This is a genomic window from Vibrio sp. (genome assembly GCF_047973365.1).
Taxonomy (GTDB): domain Bacteria; phylum Pseudomonadota; class Gammaproteobacteria; order Enterobacterales; family Vibrionaceae; genus Vibrio.
The window spans coordinates 20,795-39,893 of sequence record NZ_JBKEBW010000104.1; the positions used below are offsets into that span (position 1 = coordinate 20,795).

The 19,099-nt window shown below is 42.1% G+C and carries 19 protein-coding genes, 1 rRNA gene and 1 pseudogene; all 21 read left to right on the top strand.

Annotation, left to right across the window (positions count from 1 at the left end):
* Positions 1–26 precede the first annotated feature (26 nt).
* Positions 27–2,570 carry a choline trimethylamine-lyase gene (cutC, locus tag ACK5MF_RS13640; protein ID WP_416923107.1) on the top strand — a complete coding sequence of 848 codons (2,544 nt, stop codon included), beginning with the start codon at positions 27–29 and terminating at the stop codon, positions 2,568–2,570.
* A 60-nt stretch (positions 2,571–2,630) separates the two neighbouring features.
* A complete protein-coding gene (gene cutD, locus ACK5MF_RS13645) occupies positions 2,631–3,557 on the top strand; it encodes a choline TMA-lyase-activating enzyme (RefSeq protein ID WP_416923109.1) in 927 nt (308 codons plus the stop codon).
* Between the two features lie 29 nt (positions 3,558–3,586).
* A complete protein-coding gene (locus ACK5MF_RS13650; RefSeq protein WP_416923111.1) occupies positions 3,587–4,231 on the top strand; it encodes a BMC domain-containing protein in 645 nt (214 codons plus the stop codon).
* Positions 4,231–6,237: an acetaldehyde dehydrogenase (acetylating) gene (locus ACK5MF_RS13655; protein WP_416923113.1), complete on the top strand. Its 2,007-nt coding sequence runs from the start codon at positions 4,231–4,233 to the stop codon at positions 6,235–6,237. Before ACK5MF_RS13650 ends, ACK5MF_RS13655 begins: the two co-directional genes overlap by 1 nt.
* Before the next feature lie 20 nt (positions 6,238–6,257).
* Positions 6,258–6,863: a hypothetical protein gene (locus ACK5MF_RS13660; RefSeq protein ID WP_416923115.1), complete on the top strand. Its 606-nt coding sequence runs from the start codon at positions 6,258–6,260 to the stop codon at positions 6,861–6,863.
* A gap of 11 nt (positions 6,864–6,874) precedes the next feature.
* Positions 6,875–7,147, top strand: a complete 273-nt coding sequence (locus ACK5MF_RS13665) for a EutN/CcmL family microcompartment protein (RefSeq protein ID WP_416923117.1) — start codon at positions 6,875–6,877, stop codon at positions 7,145–7,147.
* 3 nt (positions 7,148–7,150) lie between these two features.
* Complete coding sequence (locus ACK5MF_RS13670) at positions 7,151–7,699, top strand: BMC domain-containing protein (protein ID WP_416923119.1); 549 nt, start codon at positions 7,151–7,153, stop codon at positions 7,697–7,699.
* The gene (locus tag ACK5MF_RS13675) at positions 7,696–8,046 is read left to right on the top strand and encodes a hypothetical protein (protein WP_416923120.1); all 351 of its coding nucleotides are present in this window, start codon (positions 7,696–7,698) and stop codon (positions 8,044–8,046) included. The genes ACK5MF_RS13670 and ACK5MF_RS13675 overlap by 4 nt, the downstream gene beginning before the upstream one ends.
* Positions 8,047–8,097: 51 nt before the next feature.
* On the top strand, positions 8,098–8,373 hold the full coding sequence (eutM, locus tag ACK5MF_RS13680; RefSeq protein ID WP_416923122.1) for an ethanolamine utilization microcompartment protein EutM: 276 nt from the start codon (positions 8,098–8,100) through the stop codon (positions 8,371–8,373).
* 148 nt (positions 8,374–8,521) lie between these two features.
* A complete protein-coding gene (locus ACK5MF_RS13685) occupies positions 8,522–9,628 on the top strand; it encodes a 1-propanol dehydrogenase PduQ (RefSeq protein ID WP_416923124.1) in 1,107 nt (368 codons plus the stop codon).
* A 69-nt stretch (positions 9,629–9,697) separates the two neighbouring features.
* Positions 9,698–9,862 (top strand): hypothetical protein, encoded by a 165-nt coding sequence (locus tag ACK5MF_RS13690; RefSeq protein WP_416923127.1) that lies wholly within the window; start codon positions 9,698–9,700, stop codon positions 9,860–9,862.
* Between the two features lie 254 nt (positions 9,863–10,116).
* Positions 10,117–10,947, top strand: a complete 831-nt coding sequence (locus tag ACK5MF_RS13695; RefSeq protein ID WP_416923128.1) for a DUF3800 domain-containing protein — start codon at positions 10,117–10,119, stop codon at positions 10,945–10,947.
* A 118-nt stretch (positions 10,948–11,065) separates the two neighbouring features.
* A pseudogene (locus ACK5MF_RS13700) lies at positions 11,066–11,296 on the top strand (transposase family protein); the annotation flags it as partial.
* Between the two features lie 210 nt (positions 11,297–11,506).
* Entirely contained in the window at positions 11,507–12,520 is a 1,014-nt protein-coding gene (dusA, locus tag ACK5MF_RS13705; RefSeq protein WP_416923130.1) for a tRNA dihydrouridine(20/20a) synthase DusA, read from the top strand.
* Between the two features lie 177 nt (positions 12,521–12,697).
* Positions 12,698–12,907 carry an envelope stress response protein PspG gene (gene pspG / locus ACK5MF_RS13710; protein ID WP_416923132.1) on the top strand — a complete coding sequence of 70 codons (210 nt, stop codon included), beginning with the start codon at positions 12,698–12,700 and terminating at the stop codon, positions 12,905–12,907.
* Positions 12,908–12,992: 85 nt separating this feature from the next.
* Entirely contained in the window at positions 12,993–13,658 is a 666-nt protein-coding gene (locus ACK5MF_RS13715; RefSeq protein WP_416923134.1) for a TIGR04219 family outer membrane beta-barrel protein, read from the top strand.
* Between the two features lie 142 nt (positions 13,659–13,800).
* Complete coding sequence (locus tag ACK5MF_RS13720; RefSeq protein ID WP_416923136.1) at positions 13,801–14,031, top strand: hypothetical protein; 231 nt, start codon at positions 13,801–13,803, stop codon at positions 14,029–14,031.
* Positions 14,032–14,127: 96 nt separating this feature from the next.
* On the top strand, positions 14,128–15,972 hold the full coding sequence (locus tag ACK5MF_RS13725; RefSeq protein WP_416923138.1) for an assimilatory sulfite reductase (NADPH) flavoprotein subunit: 1,845 nt from the start codon (positions 14,128–14,130) through the stop codon (positions 15,970–15,972).
* Entirely contained in the window at positions 15,972–17,705 is a 1,734-nt protein-coding gene (cysI, locus tag ACK5MF_RS13730; protein WP_416923140.1) for an assimilatory sulfite reductase (NADPH) hemoprotein subunit, read from the top strand. The genes ACK5MF_RS13725 and cysI overlap by 1 nt, the downstream gene beginning before the upstream one ends.
* Positions 17,698–18,450, top strand: coding sequence for a phosphoadenylyl-sulfate reductase (locus tag ACK5MF_RS13735; RefSeq protein WP_416923142.1), 753 nt, complete (start codon positions 17,698–17,700; stop codon positions 18,448–18,450). Before cysI ends, ACK5MF_RS13735 begins: the two co-directional genes overlap by 8 nt.
* Before the next feature lie 583 nt (positions 18,451–19,033).
* Positions 19,034–19,099, top strand: a 16S ribosomal RNA gene (locus ACK5MF_RS13740); the annotation flags it as partial.

The window sequence follows — 19,099 nt, forward strand, 5'->3', positions numbered from 1 at the left end:
TAAATTTAACGTGAGAGTGACAGATTATGGATCTTCTGGATTTTGCTAATAAGCTTGAAGAAGCTACAAAAAATTTATCAGATGCAGACCGCAGTTCGCTAAAGAAAATTTTTGAAAATGTTGCTAAAGAGGCATTTTCTGAGCCGATGGTCGCTTCGAATCCAATGGTTGCCCCTGTTAGTAAAGACATTCCGGATGGTCCGACTGATAGACATGTGAAATTAAAAGAGAAATTTTTACAACATGTACCATCTATTAGTATTAATCGTGCGCGTATTATTACTGACGTTTATAAAGAAAATGTGGGCATGCCACCAATTCTATTGCGCAGTAAAAGTTTCCTACGTAACTGTCAAACCGCACCTCTAGTTATCCAAGACAATGAATTGATCGTTGGTGCTCCGTGTGGTGCTCCGCGTTCAGGTTGTTTCTCTCCGGATATTTCATGGCGTTGGTTACGTGATGAGATCGATACTATCGGTACTCGTCCACAAGACCCATTTTATTTATCAGAAGACGATAAAAAAGAGCTGTTAGAAACGATTTTCCCTTATTGGGAATCACGCTCAGTTGATGAGTACTGTGAAGGTTTATACCGCGAAGCTGGTCTTTGGGAGCTGTCTGGAGAGTCTTATGTTTCAGATTGTTCTTATCATGCAACGAGCGGTGGTGGCGATTCAAACCCAGGCTATGATGTCATTGTCATGAAAAAAGGCATGTTAGATATCCAACGTGAAGCACAAGAGAAGTTGGATGAGCTTGACTACCTCAATCCTGATGATGTTGAAAAAATCTATTTCTACAAGTCCGTGATTGAGACGGCTGAAGGGGTAATGGTTTACGCGAAACGCTTATCTGAATACGCAAGCCAATTAGCAGCAAAAGAATCCGATCCACGCAGAAAAGCTGAGCTACAACGCATTGCTGAAGTGAATGCTCGTGTGCCTGCTCACCGTCCAGAAACCTTCTGGGAAGCGATTCAAGCCGTATGGACAATTGAATCACTTTTAGTGGTTGAAGAAAACCAAACGGGTATGTCAATTGGTCGTGTTGACCAATATATGTATGACTTATTCATGGCAGATCTTAAATCCGGACGTATGACAGAGTACGAAGCGTTTGATCTTGCAGGTTGTATGCTAGTCAAAATGTCAGAGATGATGTGGCTGACAAGTGAAGGTCAGTCTAAGTTCTTCGCTGGGTATCAACCATTCATTAACATGTGTGTCGGCGGTATTACGCGTGAAGGTCGTGATGCTACCAATGAGCTAACTTATTTGCTTATGGATGCCGTCCGCCATGTGAAAATTTATCAACCAACACTCGCTGCTCGTGTTAATAACAAATCTCCACAAAAATATCTGCGTAAGATCGTCGATGTAATTCGTGCAGGTATGGGATTCCCTGCTGTGCACTTTGATGACGCACATATAAAGATGATGCTTTCTAAAGGTGTCTCGATGGAAGATGCGCGCGATTACTGTTTGATGGGATGTGTTGAACCGCAAAAGTCTGGTCGTCTTTACCAATGGACATCAACGGGTTATACCCAGTGGCCGATTTGTATTGAATTGGTGCTTAATGGCGGTGTTCCTCAGTGGTACGGTAAACAAGTTTGTCCAGATCTAGGACCATTAAGCCAATATGACACTTACGAAAAATTTGATCTCGCAGTCAAAGAACAGATCAAGTACATCACTAAATGGACTAGTGTGGCGACCGTTATTTCGCAAAAAGTTCATCGTGATTATGCACCAAAACCGTTGATGTCAATGTTGTACGAAGGTTGTATGGAATCCGGTCGCGATGTTTCTGCAGGTGGCGCTATGTACAACTTTGGTCCAGGGGTTGTATGGAGTGGTCTTGCAACATATACCGACTCGATGGCTGCAATTAAAAAACTCGTGTTTGATGACAAAAAATACACTTTGGAGCAACTTAACCAAGCTCTTAAAGCAGATTTTGTTGGCTATGAACAAATAAAAGCTGACTGTCTGGCCGCACCTAAATATGGTAACGATGATGACTATGCGGATTATATCGCGACTGATCTTGTTTACTTCACTGAAACCGAGCACCGTAAATTCAAAACACTTTATTCAGTACTAAGCCACGGTACGTTATCTATTTCTAATAATACGCCATTTGGTCAATTGTTAGGCGCATCTGCGAATGGTCGTCAAGCATGGGCACCACTTTCTGATGGTATCAGTCCAACTCAAGGTGCTGATTTTAAAGGACCAACAGCCATTATTAAATCCGTATCTAAGATGGAAAATGATTACATGAACATCGGTATGGTACATAACTTTAAACTGATGTCTGGTCTGCTTGATACTCGTGAAGGTGAGGATGGCATCATTACCTTGCTTCGCACTGCTAGCATGCTTGGTAACGGTGAAATGCAATTTAACTATCTTGATAACGATGTATTGCTTGAAGCTCAGAAACACCCAGAAAAATATCGTGATTTGGTTGTTCGAGTCGCTGGTTACAGTGCTTTCTTCGTCGAGTTATGTAAAGACGTACAAGATGAAATTATCAGCCGTACAGTATTACGCGGTTTTTAATCAACCTACACTCCTGTCGTTTTTCGGCAGGAGTGCGCTTTAGGAAGAATTTGCACCATCATGATAGAAAGAAAAGCACGTATTTTTAATATTCAAAAATACAATATGTATGACGGTCCGGGAGTAAGAACGCTTATTTTCTTTAAAGGGTGCCCGCTACGTTGTGATTGGTGCGCGAACCCTGAAGGACAGAATTATCATTATCAAATTCTGTTCAAAGAAGATTTGTGTACCCAGTGCCGTATGTGTGTTGAAGTGTGCCCAACTGATACACATTATCTCGACCCTATCACGCTAGAGCATAAAATCACTGATAGTAACTGCAACGGTTGTGGCAGGTGTGTTGATGTTTGTCCAACGAATGCTTTAGCGCTAATGGGAGAGGAAAAGAGCATGACAGAGCTTCTTGATATCATTGAAGAAGATCGTCATTTCTATCATAGCGGTGGTGGTGTGACTTTAGGTGGTGGTGAAGTTCTAATGCAACCTGAGGCTGCCATCAACCTGCTTGAAACGTGCAAATATTCCGGCATTAACACTGCGATAGAAACTTGTGGTTATGCAAAACGAGAAGTCATTGTTAGAGCCGCCGAGCATACAGATCTTTTTTTATACGATGTCAAACATATGAACCCTGAAGAGCATCATCGTTTTACTGGTGTTCGCAATGAAATGATATTGGATAACTTAAAATGGCTATTGGATAACAAGCAGAATGTCAAAATCCGTATCCCATTGATTAAAGGGGTTAACGATGGCGAGGAAAACCTGCGAGCTTTAGTTGAGTTTTTATCCCCGTATAAAGATTACAAAAATTTTAAGGGTATTGATTTATTACCTTACCACCGCATGGGTGTTCATAAATACGAACAACTTGGTTGGGAATACCGCTTTGATGATTTTGCAAAATTGACTGACCAAGAGTTATCAACCATCGAAAGCTATCTTCAACAACATGAGCTCCAAGTATCGGTTGTCTCACACTAATGGTGTTGTAAACGCCTAAGGGAAGTATGATGAATGCTATTGGAATGATTGAAACAAAAGGGCTTTTGGCTGCGATTGAAGCTGCTGATGTCATGTTAAAAGCCGCAGACGTCAGTCTGTTAGATAAAAGCAATGCGACAGGTGGTTTGATTACGATGACGGTCACTGGTGAAGTCTCTGCGGTGACCGCTGCAATAGAGGCTGCAACGCTTGCAGTGCATCGTCTGAACGAAAGTTTGTTGGTTTCAAAACACGTTATTGCAAGACCAAGTACGTCATTAGACAAAATCATTTCGGTAATGCCAAGCTCGACAATTGTGCCAGCGTCAACAAGCGAACAAGAACATAGTCACAAAGAAGATAGTAAAAAAGAACCAAATGTAGAAACAAAGGGCGAGGCAGTCGATTTTCCAGATCAAGATAGCGCGGAGGTGACAGAACAGACTTCGGTTAATATCAATAATGAAACCGAAGCTGCTCCAGTTAAAGCCAGTATCAATCAACAAAATGAGGTTGGTTACACTCTCACCCAATTACAAAAAATGAACCTAGTTAGCTTACGTAAAATCGTCAAAAATTTATCCGGATTAGATGCGGTGAATATCGATAAAGCGACCAAAAAAGAGCTAATTAACATTTTACGTGAAAATCAAAATAATAAAGGGAATAGATAATGGTAGATAAAGATCTATTGTCGATCCAAGAAGCACGAGCATTAGTGACTTCTGCTCGTACTGCACAGCAAGAATTTGCTCAGCTTGGTCAAGAGCGTATTGATGCCATTGTTGAAACCATTGCCAAAGCAGCTCAAGCACAAGCAAATTCACTCGCTCGTCTTGCGGTAGAAGAAACCGGATTTGGTAAGGTTGAAGACAAAACCACAAAAAATATCTTAGCCAGTGAAAAGCTTCACACCGCCATCAAAGGGATGAAAACCATCGGCGTTATCAACAATGATGTATCAAAAAAAATCATTGAAGTGGCTGTGCCTATTGGTGTCATCGCTGGCATTGTGCCCTCAACTAACCCGACATCAACGACGATTTATAAATCCCTAATTTCCTTAAAATCAGGCAATGCTATTATCTTTACACCGCACCCAAGTGCAAAAAAATGCATTGGTGAAACCGTTGCACTTATCCGCAGCACTCTAAACGCGTGCGGTGTGAGTGAAAACCTCGTTAGCGTGATGAGCATTCCGACCATTGAAGGCAGTGGCGAGTTAATGCGTAAGGTTGACCTTATCCTAGCGACGGGTGGACCGGCTATGGTGAAGGCGGCATACAGCTCTGGTACGCCTGCGCTCGGTGTGGGTGCCGGTAACGTTCCTGTGTACATCGAACGTACCGCTGATGTTCAAGACGCTGTGAGCAAAATCATGGCAAGTAAGACGTTCGATAACGGAACGATTTGTGCCTCAGAGCAAGCGATTATTACTGATAGAGTGATTGATGCTCAGGTAAGAGAAGCGCTAAAAGCCCAAGGCGGTTACTTCCTGCAAGGGGCTGAGCTTGAAAAAGTGAAGACCGTAATGGAACGTCCAGACGGTTCAATGAACCCAGCTATAGTTGGACGAGATGCACAATACATTGCCAATTTAGTCGGCATTAGTATTCCAATGGGTACTCGCGTGTTGATTGGTGAAGAGCCAGGCGTTGGTCCAAAGCACCCATTCTCTAAAGAGAAATTAACCGCGTTATTGGGTTACTACACAGTTGAAGATTGGAATGAGGCGTGTGAGCTCGCAACTCAACTACTGCACAACGGCGGTATCGGTCACTCATTAGCCATTCACTCTAAAGATGAAGCGGTAATTTGTGCCTTTGGTTTGAGAAAGCCAGTATCACGTATGCTCGTCAACACCCCATCAACGCATGGTGCAGTGGGTTTATCAACCAATTTATTCCCATCTTTGACTTTAGGTTGTGGTGCGGTGGGTGGGAGTTCAACATCAGACAATGTGACCCCAATGCACCTGATGAACATTCGTCGCATTGCTTATGATGTGAGTGAAAACTCATATGTGACCAAGCAACCTGAATTGATGTTGACTACGTTGTCGTCTCAACCACTTGTTAGCTCAGGTTCTGATTATACTATTCCTGTAGAAATCTCAGCAAGACATGTTCATTTAAGTGAGCACGATGTTCAAGAGCTATTTGGTCACCCATTGACCAAAGTACGTGAATTGTCACAACCAGGGCAATTTTTATGTGAAGAACGTGTTCGTTTAATTGGTCCTAAAGGCGTTCTTGATAATGTTGCGGTTCTTGGTCCTGCACGAAAAAACTCTCAAGTAGAAATTTCAAAAGCAGATGCTCGTATTCTAGGTATTAAGGCACCACTTCGTCAGTCTGGCGATATCCAAGGTACTCCAGGTGTCATTCTGGCTTCACAAAATAGTGTTGTCGGTATGGCAGAAGGCGTCATTGTTGCCGCTAGACATATTCATATGAACAGCAAAGATGCTGAACGTTTTGGTGTTGTCGACAAAGATGTAGTGAGTGTTCGTTTAGAAGGTGAGCGCGCATTAATCCTTGAAGAAGTTTTGGTCCGTGTCAGTGATGAATTTGCCTTGGCGATGCATGTCGATATTGATGAAGGTAACAGTATGTGTTGGAACAATAAAACGACGGGAAAAATTATTGCTAAAAAATCCAGTGATGGCTTCTTAGTCTAGTTGTTCAGTAGGGGAGTGTTATGGATTCCGATGTTTTAGTTGAAACGATTGTAAGGCGAGTTCTTACTCAATTGCGACAAGAGTGTTTAGCAAAAAACGCCTTCAAGATCATGGTATTTGACTCACATTCAGAGGCATTGCAAGAACGTATTGCCCAATGTGTTGCTAATAAAGACGTTTCTATGGAGTTCTGGAGTAGCGGTCAATCATGTCAAGATGCTGATCGCTATATCATTCCTCGTTTGTCATGCATTGACATGGCTGATTTAGCACAAGGGCAAGCCAAAAGTCCTTTAAGTGAAGTCGTGTTACAACTACTTCTGACTGGCGTCAAAGTTGAAGTTCTCGATTATGACTATAAAGCATATGAGAAAAAGGCTTCTTCAGAATTGTATAAAGTGTATTTGCATTATGAACAGGTTTTAACTTCTTTCGGATTGGTTCCTTTCAAACCAGATCCTGAGCCTGTTGCACGATATTGGCAGCAGTTGATCTCTGAAAACGAGGTGGCTGATGCAATCAATAGTGGTGCTAAGGAGATGCATCTAACTAAGAACAGTATCGTGACTCCTTTAGCAATGGATCATGCCCGATTGAACAATATTGAAATGCATAAAAAGCTATAAGTGAACATATTATGATCGTAGGTGAAGTGATTGGTAATGTTTGGGCTACTCGTAAAGAGAACTCTCTTAATGGTCTAAAACTTATGGTTGTTAGATATCAGGATCCTGTTGTGCCTGACAATAAGAAAAGTTTCATTGCGGTTGACTGTGTTGGTGCTGGTAGTGGTGACCGAGTTTTAGTCGTGATGGGTAGCTCGGCGCGTATGGCGATAAAAAATGCTGACGCACCAGTTGATGCCGCAATTGTCGGTATCATTGATGAAATTCAAGTTATTTCGGAGTGATAAATGGATACTCTCGGCGTTGTTGAGACAAGAACTATTGCTTCGGGCGTAAGGCTTGCGGATGAAATGCTCAAAATCGCTGAGGTTGAGTTAGTTAAAGCGTCAACCATTTGTTCTGGTCGATATCTGATTTTTGTCTCAGGGACTCGCTCTGATGTTGAGATGGCCGTTGGTCATGCTCGCTTAGCAAGCAAACTTACCGGAAGTTTTGTTATTTCGGGTATTTCCGAACAACTGGTTAAAGTGTTGAAAAAAAGATTACCCATTGAATCGGGGAAAGCGATTGGTTTTGTTGAGGCGAGTACAGTATCAGCAGGCGTAGCAGCGGCAGATGTTGCGGTAAAAAATGCTGGTATTAATTTAGTTCGCTTTGTCGCTGGATTGGGGATTTGCGGTAAATCTTATTTCATCTTCAGTGGCGAATTAGCATCTGTTGAGGAAGCAGACCAGATCACTAAAGAATTTTTAGGCGCGAACTACATAGAATCCACAGTACTTGCTCGTCCAGAACCAGAGCTAGTTAACGCGATAATAGGTGTGAGAGAAAGATGAAAAAAACACTGATTGAGTTAAATAATCTAGATGAACACATTTGTGTCGACAGCAATAGCTTGTATCTAGATGGCACGATTATTTTAACCCCGTTGGCAAAAGACGAATTGAGTCGAAGAGGTGTGACAATTAAGCGTGGTTCATTACCAACGTCTGATAAGTCGCAACCAGCTACGTCATGTTCAACAGATTGTGTTTGCGATCGCTGTATTGAACAAGTCGCAACGGGCGACAACGAAAAATTGTTTTATTCGATAGCGGCAGTCTTGAAGCAAGACTTTGGTGTCACTGATAGCAATCAGTTACAAGCGATCAGTTGTCGAATGGTTAAGAAAATCAATCAATAAATAAACTTAATATTTCGTCAAAATTCGGTGAATAACGTAGGAGAATAGCATATGAATGCTTTAGGTATGGTTGAAACTAAAGGTCTAGTTGGTGCGATTGAAGCCGCTGATGCAATGGTAAAATCTGCAAACGTAGAATTAGTGGGGCGCGAGCAAGTCGGTAGCGGTTTGGTTACTGTTATGGTTCGTGGCGATGTTGGTGCTGTGAAAGCGGCAACTGACGCTGGTGCTGCGGCGGCAAATAAAGTAGGTGAGCTTGTCAGTGTTCATGTGATCCCTCGTCCTCATCATGAAGTAGAAAAAGTATTACCTAAGTGCAATAAGTAGTTTCACTGCTACTTAGATAACACGATGTAAACCTCAATAGCCTAGGTATTACTTTTGAGGTTGTATTTAGATAATGAAATACAACCTTCATTTTTAATTTAAGGCGTAAGAAATCGTTAGCATGGTTTAAATGTTTTAGGAGAAATTTATGACCGATTTCTATGGAAAAACAAAGATATGTTACGGAAAGCATGCTTTGGATAATCTTAATCATTTGCCAGGTAAACATGCCTTTATTGTAACGGATGCCTTTATTGCTAAAACTGGTTTTGTCGAGCAAGTAAAAAGTAACTTATCATTTGGTGTTCAATCTACTATTTTTGATCAAGTTGAGGCTGATCCGTCTCTAGATACAATTACTCTTGGTACTCACCTTTTTATGCAAAGTGAAGCCGATATGATTGTTGCTATCGGTGGTGGCTCAGCGATTGATGCAGCTAAGGCGATTAAGTATTTTGCCTGTCATGCTGATTTAACACGTGTATCTCCCTTCTTCGTTGCAGTACCAACAACGAGCGGTACAGGTTCGGAAGTTACCTCTATCTCAGTTGTTACAGACAAAAAGAATGATCTAAAAATTCCTTTGCAAGATGAAAGTCTTATTCCAGATCAAGCAATACTCGATGCAAGGTTTACCAGAACAATGCCTCCATCCGTTACCGCAGCCACCGGAATGGATGTGTTAACTCATGCGATTGAAGCGTATGTTTCTAATGAGTCTAACCTATTCACTTCTATTTACGCTGAAACGGCAATTAAAATTGTTTTTAAGTATCTTCCGCGCGCCTATCAGAATGGTGAAGATATGGAAGCAAGAGAGCAAATGTTGATTGCATCTTGTATGGCAGGTATGGCTTTTAATAATAGTGGTCTAGGAATTACGCATAGTATTGCTCACAGCTTAGGTGGTCTTTTTCATATTCCGCACGGTGTAGCGAATGCGGTAATATTGCCTTATGTGGTTGAATTTAACAGCTTCAATGCTTGCACTCGTTATCAGCAAATAGCGAACAGCCTTGGGCTAGCATCCGCATCTATGGATGAAGGTACCGCTTCTCTACTGAAAGCAATTGTGGATCTTAATGCTTATTTAAATATTCCAAGCCGAGTTCAAGAATTAAACATCGATGAACACAAATACATGTCACATATCTCAACGATGACCAATAATATTCTTCACGATATTTGTACGACGACTAATCCTAAGCATCCGTCTTACTCTGATGTTGAAGGGTTGTTGCATAAAATTTGGTGATTGGGTTCTTTATTCACCCGTCATTTTTAATGGTACTGGTACGGTACAGTGATTTAATAGGGTCTTGGGTTGGCGAAGGAGTTTGACGGGAAAATTAAGTCAGAATTGGAAGCCGCAGAGAAGAAAGAACAAAGGTTTATGTTCGCATTTATTGTCGCTTTAGTTCTTATCCCGGTTTCTATTTTGGCTACAAACACCGTTATTGAAGGAACTGAAGATGGTGCAGAAGAGTAAGCACCCAACAGCGTTGACGTTAGAAACTGCAGAGACTGTGTGTGATAAGGTGAGTAAGTTTAAGAAGTAGATAAAATTGAATATACTTACATTTTAATCTCTATCGCTACGTGGCAACTGAACGCTACTCATATTGACTCATCGCGCTATCTTTACTATATTACACACAGAAGTAGTAGAAACATTCTATTACTGCTGTTTCCGGGGCCCGACATTTATGTGTTGGGCTTCCGTGTATTTATAAGAAGTAATTTATGAATAATTGCCTGTACATTGTTTATCTTGACGAATTTGGTCATATTGGTCCCTATATCTCACATGATCATGCTACGCATAAAACACATCCTGCATTTGGTTTGGGTGGTTTTGTTTTACCTGCCAACAAAGTAAGAGCTTTCTCATCTTTTTTCTTTAACTTAAAAAAAAGTTTATTTGATGGTTATGACATCCCTGAGGCAAGGCGAAAAGCTAAAGAAAAAGGGGAAGTCTTTCAGTTGTCCACTTGGGAGAAAAAAGGGTCTAAGCAATATACGGTCAATAACCTACAGAAATACACGCAGCTTGTCACTCGTTCAACGAATCGAATCATAAATAGAATTACACAAGATGATGGCTTTTTGTTTTATGTTGGTGAAGCCAAGCGGATTGGTGGAGATGTAACAAACCCTCTTGGAACATATACAAGTTGCTTGTCGGAAGTCATTAAACGGTTGGATAATGAGTTCAAGGGAATAGATGCTCAATTTTTGATTTTTATGGATGATCATGAAAGTCGAGCCAATATTGTAAAAAAAGCAATATATGAAATGCATCAACATGATAAGTACCAACTGGTTGAAGCACCTCTTCAAGCAGATAGTAAACTTTATCAAACCATTCAATGTGCTGATTGGCTTTGTTCTATTTATGGCAAGCTATCTTTCTTTGAAATTGAGCCGGAATCTAAACCTCAATACGAAATATTTAAGCGTTATTTTGGTGACCGAATTGATGCAGCTCAGAAAAGAAGTAATGTTCGAAATAACCTTCCACGAAAAGCTAGTCAGTCTAAATTAGAAAAGCTATGTAATAAATTTAATTCTTAGTACTTTTTTATGCAGGGCAAAATAGCGGACGTTTTTTGAACGATTGGAACGATCGAGTTGACGATCATATTTACTTGTGATCATGTACGCCTTTTTCAAAAGTAGAGCGCTTCCTATTATGCACATTGGCGAGTTTAAAGAATATTTCCACGCGGTAACAGATGAACGCTAATCTGCAAAGATAACCTATTGTTTATTTGAGGTATTATTCGGCTCTTTATGTGCCGTTATTGTAGGAGCAAAAGGGTGGTTTGATATTCGAGAATACATTCTTGGTCATCATAATTGGTTTAAGCGTAATGGCATGTTTATTAACGATATTCCTGCTGATGATACAATAGCCCGAATATGATGGTTGCTTTATAGCGTTTCTCACCATTTGCTAGGGTGCGGGATTGGATACTGTATGAAGCCATCGTTAACCTGCTTGTTAGTAAAAATGCATTGAATGAGGCGAACCTTTTTGTGTTCACAAAGGTGAACTATAGGCGACCCGAAAACAGCAAAAGAACGCATTTTGAAGTGAATTGCAGTAAAATATAATGTAAGTAAATCCTTTATGAACCTAGATAAAACAACGAATCCCAATAAATTCAAGGCTAACCGCCTAAGCGTAGCACCCATGCTCGATTGGACGGATAAACATTGCCGTTACTTCCATCGTTTAATGACATCGCAAACGTTGCTGTATACCGAAATGGTAACCACTGGCGCTATCATTCACGGTAAAGGTGATTTTCTTGCTTATAACCAGCAAGAACATCCGGTAGCGCTGCAATTAGGTGGCTCAAATCCTGTTGATTTGGCGCACTGTGCAAAGCTTGCTCAGGAGCGTGGTTATGATGAAATCAACTTGAACGTAGGTTGCCCATCAGACCGTGTACAGAATGGTCGTTTTGGTGCCTGCTTAATGGCTGAGCCTCAGTTGGTCGCCGATTGCGTAGCTGCGATGAAAGAGGTGGTTGATGTTCCTGTTACGGTAAAAACACGTATTGGTATTGACGACCAAGACTCGTACGAGTTCCTAACCGATTTTATTACTATTGTTTCTGAGAAAGGTGGCTGCGAACAGTTTACTATTCACGCTCGTAAAGCCTGGCTGAGTGGACTCAGTCCGAAAGAAAACCGTGAAGTTCCACCGTTAGATTACAACCGTGCTTATCAAATCAAGAAAGATTTCTCACATTTAAACATCGGCATTAATGGTGGCGTGAAGAGTCTTGACGAAGCCAAACAGCATTTGGCGCATCTTGATGGTGTGATGATTGGTCGTGAAGCTTACCAAAGCCCTTATATTCTGGCGCAAGTGGATCAGCAAATCTTCGGTTTGGATACAGCAGTGAAAAAACGCTCTGAAGTAATTTTTGAAATGTTGCCATATATCGAGCAGCAGTTATCGCAAGGCGCTTATCTTGGTCATATTACGCGCCATATGTTGGGTATGTTCCAGAATATGCCGGGGGCTCGTCAATGGCGTCGCTATATCAGTGAAAATGCACACAAGCAGGGCGCAGGTATCGAGGTAGTCGAAGCTGCTTTAGCCAAAATCCCATATCAAGAATTAGGCGTGTAAATTTCACCACTAGTTAGTGATTTTTACCTCTATTGATAATGAAAGCCAACAAAGATAAATTTGTTGGCTTTTTTTGTTATTGAAAATCAATTAGTTATCGGTTGATAAAACGTGGAATAAATACTGCTAATGTTTCTGGCGCATGATGAAAAAGTATCGCTAAAAGGAGTATCAATCATGTTCGAGATTATTTTTATACTGGTGTTTATTGCCACCTTGCTGGTCACCGGGTTAACACTGATGAGCGTGTTTGCGGCTATTGGTGTGTCTTTATTTGTGTTGTTGCTGCTCGGTATGTTTGGTATGGCAATGAAACTACTGCCGTGGATACTAGTGATTGCTATTGTTGTATGGTTCTTCCGTCAGGGAGAGAAAGCGCCACGTTAAATCGGTTTAATAGGCGTTTTCCCGCATAGCGAATATGCTACTATCAGCTCTATTCACTAGTGAAAATTTTTGGAGCAAAAATAGGATGAATAAACCTATCGTAGCCATATTTACTTCTCTACTCATAATAGGCTCGTCTCCTGCTTGGTGTGCCGATTCTTTAGTCAGTGTGAACGTCGCAGCCGATATGTGGTTCCCAAGCACTAAAATTGATAATACACGCCGTGATGATGCTAATTCGCCGGTATTGAATTTGGCGCTAGAGCATCAATTGCCCTATTTGCCTAACATGAGTATTCGTTACACTAATCTCGATGCGGATTACGCTTCTTACGATAAGTACGATTACACCTTTTACTACAATCTTCTCGATCGCGAGCTCATGACGTTTGATGCGGGTATTGCTTTGACTCAGTATGCAAACAGTGATTACCAAGCCAAAGATGGACAAAAATACTCGTTTGATGATCTGACCTTTAACTGGTACGCCCATGCCGAAATTTCTGTGCCAGACTCCAACTTTGACATTATCGGTCAGTTTGAATTTGGTGATAACGACGGTGTTAAAAGTTCAGATGTGATCGCAGGTGTTCAGTATGTCATTCCTTTATCTGCTGGCGAACTTTCTTTCCGTGGTGGATATCGAGTCATCGATCTTGAGTTTACGGAGTTAGCGACCGCTTCTCCTGATAACGAAATGTCTTATGTGTTTGCAGACGGTTGGTTTCTTGGCACTCAATTTAAGTTTTAACGGTTGTATTAAAAAAGAAAGTCACGCCTGTCGTGGCTTTTTTACGTTTGTTACAGAAGAAATATTTCTTATCGTTATTTAGCACTTCATCATTATTGAGCCATGCTTATTGAATGAACTTAGCTAAGTGAGAGTATAGGGAATGACAATCACAGAACTGAGAAATTTATATCGGGAAAAAATGTTGGTGGAAGCGATCATAGAGCCTTCTGCTCATGAAGGGGCATGGATAGTGGAATTCCGTCATCAAGCGGGTGGCTTTGTGTTACTCACTAACGCGAATGGCGAAGAGTGCCACTATGCCGATTTGGACTTAGCCTCTAAATCCGCGATGGCGGTAGGGTTTAAACAAGTCAGAGTTGAATCTATTTGAGATTGAAATTTCATCTTCTTACTTCCAAAAAGTTATAAAACATTCTCTTCTATTCTTTCTTGTTATTAGAGAGAGTGGTTAATCTATCGTCACGCAATGAATAAGGAAGTCGTGACAATGTCTTCAGGAAATACCATAGAGCTGGCGCAATTAGCTGGCCCACTCAATGACTCGCAGTTAAATCAACTGCAACAAACGGTTTCACAGCTTACACCTCAACAGTTGGCTTGGGTAAGCGGCTATCTTTGGGGGGTGAGTCAATCTCAAACTGTCGCTATTTCATCTCCGCTCGCTCAGGCTGCCGGTTCATCTGTGGCGGCGTCTGGTCAGTTAACGATTATCTATGCCTCACAAACCGGTAACGCTAAAGGGGTGGCTGAAACATTAGAGCACGAAGCGCAAGCGGCAGGTGTTGCGGTGCGTCTGTTTGATGCCAGTGATTACAAAGGCAAAGACTTAGCCAAAGAGACACACGTTATTTTCGTGGCGTCCACCAACGGAGAAGGTGAAGCACCAGATAACGCTCTGGAATTGCACCAATTTCTGCAATCAAAGAAAGCGCCTAAATTACCGAATTTACAATACGGTGTGATTGGTTTAGGTGATTCCAGTTATGAGTTTTTCTGCCAAATCGGTAAAGACTTTGATGCATTCCTCGAGAAATTAGGCGCGAAACGTTTTATCGACCGAGTTGACTGTGATGTGGATTACGATCAGCCAGCTGCGCAATGGCGTGCAAAAGCTCTTGAAGTGGTGAAAGCTTCACTTACGAGTACTCAAGCCGAAGTGGTTCAGTTACCTGTAGGTCAGGCAGCGGCTTCGCACTCTCAATACACCAAACAAAATCCCTATACAGCAACCTTACTGACCAGCCAAAAAATCACGGGTCGTGATTCAGGAAAAGACGTTCGCCATATCGAAATTGATCTTGAAGGTTCTGGTTTGAGTTATCAACCGGGTGATGCGTTAGGTGTTTGGTATGAGAACAGCTCGGAACTGGCGAGCGCTGTTGCTGGCGCTGTAGGTTTATCAGGCGTTGAAAGCGTGGATGTTGATGGCGAAAGCCTCTCTATTCATAGTGCTCTGGTCAGTAAATATGAAATCACTGCGGCAAATCCTCAGTTCATCACTAAGTTTGCTGAGCTATCGGGCAGTGAAAAGCTACAAGCTCTGGTCGCAGACAAAGATAAACTTCGTGAGTACTCATCAAACACTCAAATTATTGATGTATTAAAAGAGAAGCAAACCAAGCTGTCAGTTGAAGAGCTAGTCTCTTTGCTACGCCGTTTAACACCTCGTCTTTATTCTATTGCATCCAGTCAGTCTGAAGTGGAAGAAGAAGTCCATCTCACTGTCGGCATTGTGGAATACCAACAAGGTGAAGACGTTCGCCAAGGCGGAGCGTCTAGCTTCTTAGGTCGCAGACTGGAAGAGGGCGATGAAGTCAAAATTTTCATCGAACACAATAACAACTTCAAACTGCCACAGGATGACTCTACACCGATCATCATGGTTGGTCCGGGCACTGGCATTGCTCCATTCCGCAGTTTTATTCAGGAACGTGATAATCGTGGCGCAGAAGGCAAGAACTGGTTGTTCTTCGGTGATCGTACCTTTACTCAAGATTTCTTATACCAGGTTGAGTGGCAGAAATACCTGAAGTCAGGTGCTTTGAGTCGTTTAGATGTGGCATTTAGCCGCGACCAACACGAAAAAGTCTACGTACAACACCGTATTCTTGAACAGGCAGAGCAAGTTTGGCAATGGCTGCAAGAAGGCGCTTATCTTTATATTTGTGGTGATGCAACACGCATGGCGAAAGATGTCCATGAAGCATTAGTGATTGTTGCTGAGCAGCAAGGCGGCCTGACTCGTGAAAAGGCTGAAGAGTATTTAAATGAACTGCGTAAAGCGAAACGTTACCAAAGGGATGTCTACTAATGAGCACTAAGATCGAAAATAATATCCAGCAAGTATTGGGTGAAGTGCTTGGTCCTTTGTCGGATAACGAGCGCTTAAAAAGAGAAAGCAATTTCCTGCGCGGTACGATCGAGCAAGATCTGCAAGATCGCATCACTGGTGGATTTACTGCTGACAATTTCCAACTGATCCGCTTCCACGGTATGTATCAGCAAGATGACCGTGATATCCGCAATGAACGCACTAAGCAAAAACTGGAACCATTACATAATGTGATGCTCCGTGCGCGTATGCCTGGCGGAATTATTCAGCCCAAACAATGGCTGGCTATCGACAAGTTCGCCACTGAGCACACTATGTATGGCAGTATCCGTCTAACGACTCGCCAAACATTCCAGTTCCATGGTGTGCTGAAGCCAAACATTAAGTTAATGCACCAAACATTGAATAGTATCGGTATCGACTCTATTGCAACCGCTGGTGATGTTAACCGTAATGTTCTGTGTACTTCTAATCCGGTCGAATCTGAGTTACATCAGGAAGCTTATGAATGGGCTGCGAAGATCAGTGAACATTTGTTACCAAAAACTCGTGCTTATGCAGAAATTTGGCTAGATGGCGAGAAAGTAGAAACAACCGACGAAGAACCTATTCTCGGCAGTACTTATCTTCCTCGTAAGTTCAAAACAACGGTAGTGATCCCTCCGCATAACGACATTGATGTACACGCTAACGATTTGAGTTTTGTCGCGATTGCCGACAACGGCAAGCTGGTAGGCTTCAACGTGTTGGTGGGCGGTGGTCTGGCGATGACGCATGGTGATAATTCAACTTATCCTCGTCGCGCCGATGATTTTGGTTTTATTCCGCTAGATAAAACGCTAGATGTAGCGGCGGCGGTGGTCACAACTCAACGTGATTGGGGGAATCGTTCAAACCGTAAGAATGCGAAGACCAAATATACATTAGATCGCATTGGTGTTGACGTATTTAAAGCAGAAGTAGAAAAGCGTGCTGGAATTCAGTTTGAGGCAAGCCGTCCTTACGAGTTTACCGAGCGTGGTGATCGCATCGGTTGGGTTGAAGGCATCGACGGTAAGTTCCACCTCTCTCTATTTATAGAGAACGGCCGTCTATTAGATTATCCGGGTAAACCTTTAAAAACCGGTGTGGCTGAAATTGCTAAGATCCACCAAGGCGATTTCCGTATGACAGCCAACCAGAACTTAATTGTTGCGGGTGTACCGGCAGATCAAAAAGAACTGATTGAGAAAATCGCACGTGAACATGGCTTAATGGACGACTCTGTCAGCGAGCAGCGTAAGAACTCAATGGCGTGTGTGGCGTTCCCAACTTGTCCATTAGCCATGGCAGAAGCCGAACGCTTTCTTCCTTCTTTTGTCACGGATGTGGAAGGGATACTCGCAAAACATAATCTACCAAAAGAAGACAACATTATACTGCGAGTCACAGGCTGTCCAAATGGCTGTGGCCGCGCGATGTTGGCGGAACTTGGTTTGGTCGGTAAAGCACCTGGTCGTTATAACCTACATTTAGGTGGTAACCGAGCCGGTACTCGTATTCCTAAGATGTATAAAGAGAACATCACGGAGCAACAGATCTTAGAAGAGATCGATCAGCTAGTGGAGCGCTGGTCGAAAGAGCGTGAAGCGGGTGAAGGCTTTGGTGATTTCACTATCCGAGCAGGAATCATTCAAGAGGTCGTAGTATCTAAGAGGGACTTTTATGCCTGATACTGTCAAAGTGCCTGATCTGTCAGAATTGCTTGTTCTGACAAAAGTGGAACAAACACTTCGCCTTGCGGAAGTTAATGCTTACCTTGAAAGCTTAACCGCCCAAGAGCGAGTGCAATGGGCATTCGAAAACTTGCCGGGCACTCATGCAGTATCTTCAAGTTTCGGTATTCAAGCCGCTTTAATGCTACATCTTGTATCGAGTATTAAAGCTGATGTGCCTGTTGTCTTGACGGATACAGGCTACTTGTTCCCAGAAACCTATCAGTTTATTGATGAGTTAACTCAGTGTTTGAATCTGAATTTGCAAATCTATAAGTCTGAACTGACGCCAGCATGGCAAGAAGCGCGGTTTGGTAAACTTTGGGAGCAGGGTGTAGAAGGCATAGAACAATACAACCGCCTTAATAAAGTAGAACCAATGCGCAAAGCTTTAGAAGATCTCTCTGTCGGCGTTTGGTTCTCGGGTTTGCGCCGAGAGCAGTCTCAATCGAGAGCCACGTTACCGATATTAGCGTTGCAAAACGGAGTGTTTAAGTTTCTTCCTGTTATCGATTGGACGAATAAAGATGTCCACTATTATTTAAAAGATAATGATCTTCCTTACCATCCTCTTTGGGAACAAGGTTACTTATCTGTCGGCGATACCCATACAACCCGTAAATGGGAACCGGGAATGGCAGAAGAAGAGACCCGTTTCTTTGGATTGAAGCGAGAATGTGGTCTTCACGAAGATAACAACTAAGAAAAATGAACACCTTGGCTAGTTCATTTTGTCTTTACTAACAGAAAAAGCTGCGTTCGCAGCTTTTTTCTTGTGACATAGATAGCTTTTTAAAATCGATTCAAGGATAACTCTGTGGATAACCTGTATCCATCTTCTGGGTAAAGTTGAATAAATAGAGCGTTAGCAATGTTTTCTCCTGTTAAGCATTATTTCTGTGTTTTTTGCAAAATAATACTTGCCAGTGTGATTTTGATCCCTATAATGCCACCTCACTGACACGGCAGACGTCACAAGGCTTTAGCCGGTGTTGGTAGAGGATCAGACTTCTAAAAAAGAAAAATTGAAAAAGTGTTTGACACTGACAGTTATCTCGCTAGAATGCACCTCCGCTTTGAGAAGAAAGCTTCTGCAAAGCAAAGCTCTTTAACAATTTAAACCTATCAATCTGTGTGGGCACTCGTTGATGAAAATCGAAGATGATTCTAAAGAATCAACTAGGTTTCAATGATACGAAGTGACCATTGAGTCGCAAGACTCAGCACAGTCAATTCAAACATTACATTTATGTAATGTCAGTATTCATTGAGCCAAACAAAATCTTAAATTGAAGAGTTTGATCATGGCTCAGATTGAACGCTGGCGGCAGGCCTAACACATGCAAGTCGAG

What these genes read in the sequence shown, in the direction of transcription:
- ACK5MF_RS13655 (WP_416923113.1), top strand. Translation starts at nt 4,231, where the DNA reads ATGGTAGATAAAGATCTATTGTCGATCCAAGAAGCACGAGCATTAGTG.
- eutM (WP_416923122.1), top strand. Translation starts at nt 8,098, where the DNA reads ATGAATGCTTTAGGTATGGTTGAAACTAAAGGTCTAGTTGGTGCGATT.
- ACK5MF_RS13715 (WP_416923134.1), top strand. Translation starts at nt 12,993, where the DNA reads ATGAATAAACCTATCGTAGCCATATTTACTTCTCTACTCATAATAGGC.
- ACK5MF_RS13650 (WP_416923111.1), top strand. Translation starts at nt 3,587, where the DNA reads ATGAATGCTATTGGAATGATTGAAACAAAAGGGCTTTTGGCTGCGATT.
- pspG (WP_416923132.1), top strand. Translation starts at nt 12,698, where the DNA reads ATGTTCGAGATTATTTTTATACTGGTGTTTATTGCCACCTTGCTGGTC.
- ACK5MF_RS13735 (WP_416923142.1), top strand. Translation starts at nt 17,698, where the DNA reads ATGCCTGATACTGTCAAAGTGCCTGATCTGTCAGAATTGCTTGTTCTG.
- ACK5MF_RS13725 (WP_416923138.1), top strand. Translation starts at nt 14,128, where the DNA reads ATGAATAAGGAAGTCGTGACAATGTCTTCAGGAAATACCATAGAGCTG.
- ACK5MF_RS13665 (WP_416923117.1), top strand. Translation starts at nt 6,875, where the DNA reads ATGATCGTAGGTGAAGTGATTGGTAATGTTTGGGCTACTCGTAAAGAG.
- cutC (WP_416923107.1), top strand. Translation starts at nt 27, where the DNA reads ATGGATCTTCTGGATTTTGCTAATAAGCTTGAAGAAGCTACAAAAAAT.
- ACK5MF_RS13660 (WP_416923115.1), top strand. Translation starts at nt 6,258, where the DNA reads ATGGATTCCGATGTTTTAGTTGAAACGATTGTAAGGCGAGTTCTTACT.
- ACK5MF_RS13670 (WP_416923119.1), top strand. Translation starts at nt 7,151, where the DNA reads ATGGATACTCTCGGCGTTGTTGAGACAAGAACTATTGCTTCGGGCGTA.
- cutD (WP_416923109.1), top strand. Translation starts at nt 2,631, where the DNA reads ATGATAGAAAGAAAAGCACGTATTTTTAATATTCAAAAATACAATATG.
- ACK5MF_RS13695 (WP_416923128.1), top strand. Translation starts at nt 10,117, where the DNA reads ATGAATAATTGCCTGTACATTGTTTATCTTGACGAATTTGGTCATATT.
- cysI (WP_416923140.1), top strand. Translation starts at nt 15,972, where the DNA reads ATGAGCACTAAGATCGAAAATAATATCCAGCAAGTATTGGGTGAAGTG.
- ACK5MF_RS13685 (WP_416923124.1), top strand. Translation starts at nt 8,522, where the DNA reads ATGACCGATTTCTATGGAAAAACAAAGATATGTTACGGAAAGCATGCT.
- ACK5MF_RS13720 (WP_416923136.1), top strand. Translation starts at nt 13,801, where the DNA reads ATGACAATCACAGAACTGAGAAATTTATATCGGGAAAAAATGTTGGTG.
- ACK5MF_RS13675 (WP_416923120.1), top strand. Translation starts at nt 7,696, where the DNA reads ATGAAAAAAACACTGATTGAGTTAAATAATCTAGATGAACACATTTGT.
- dusA (WP_416923130.1), top strand. Translation starts at nt 11,507, where the DNA reads ATGAACCTAGATAAAACAACGAATCCCAATAAATTCAAGGCTAACCGC.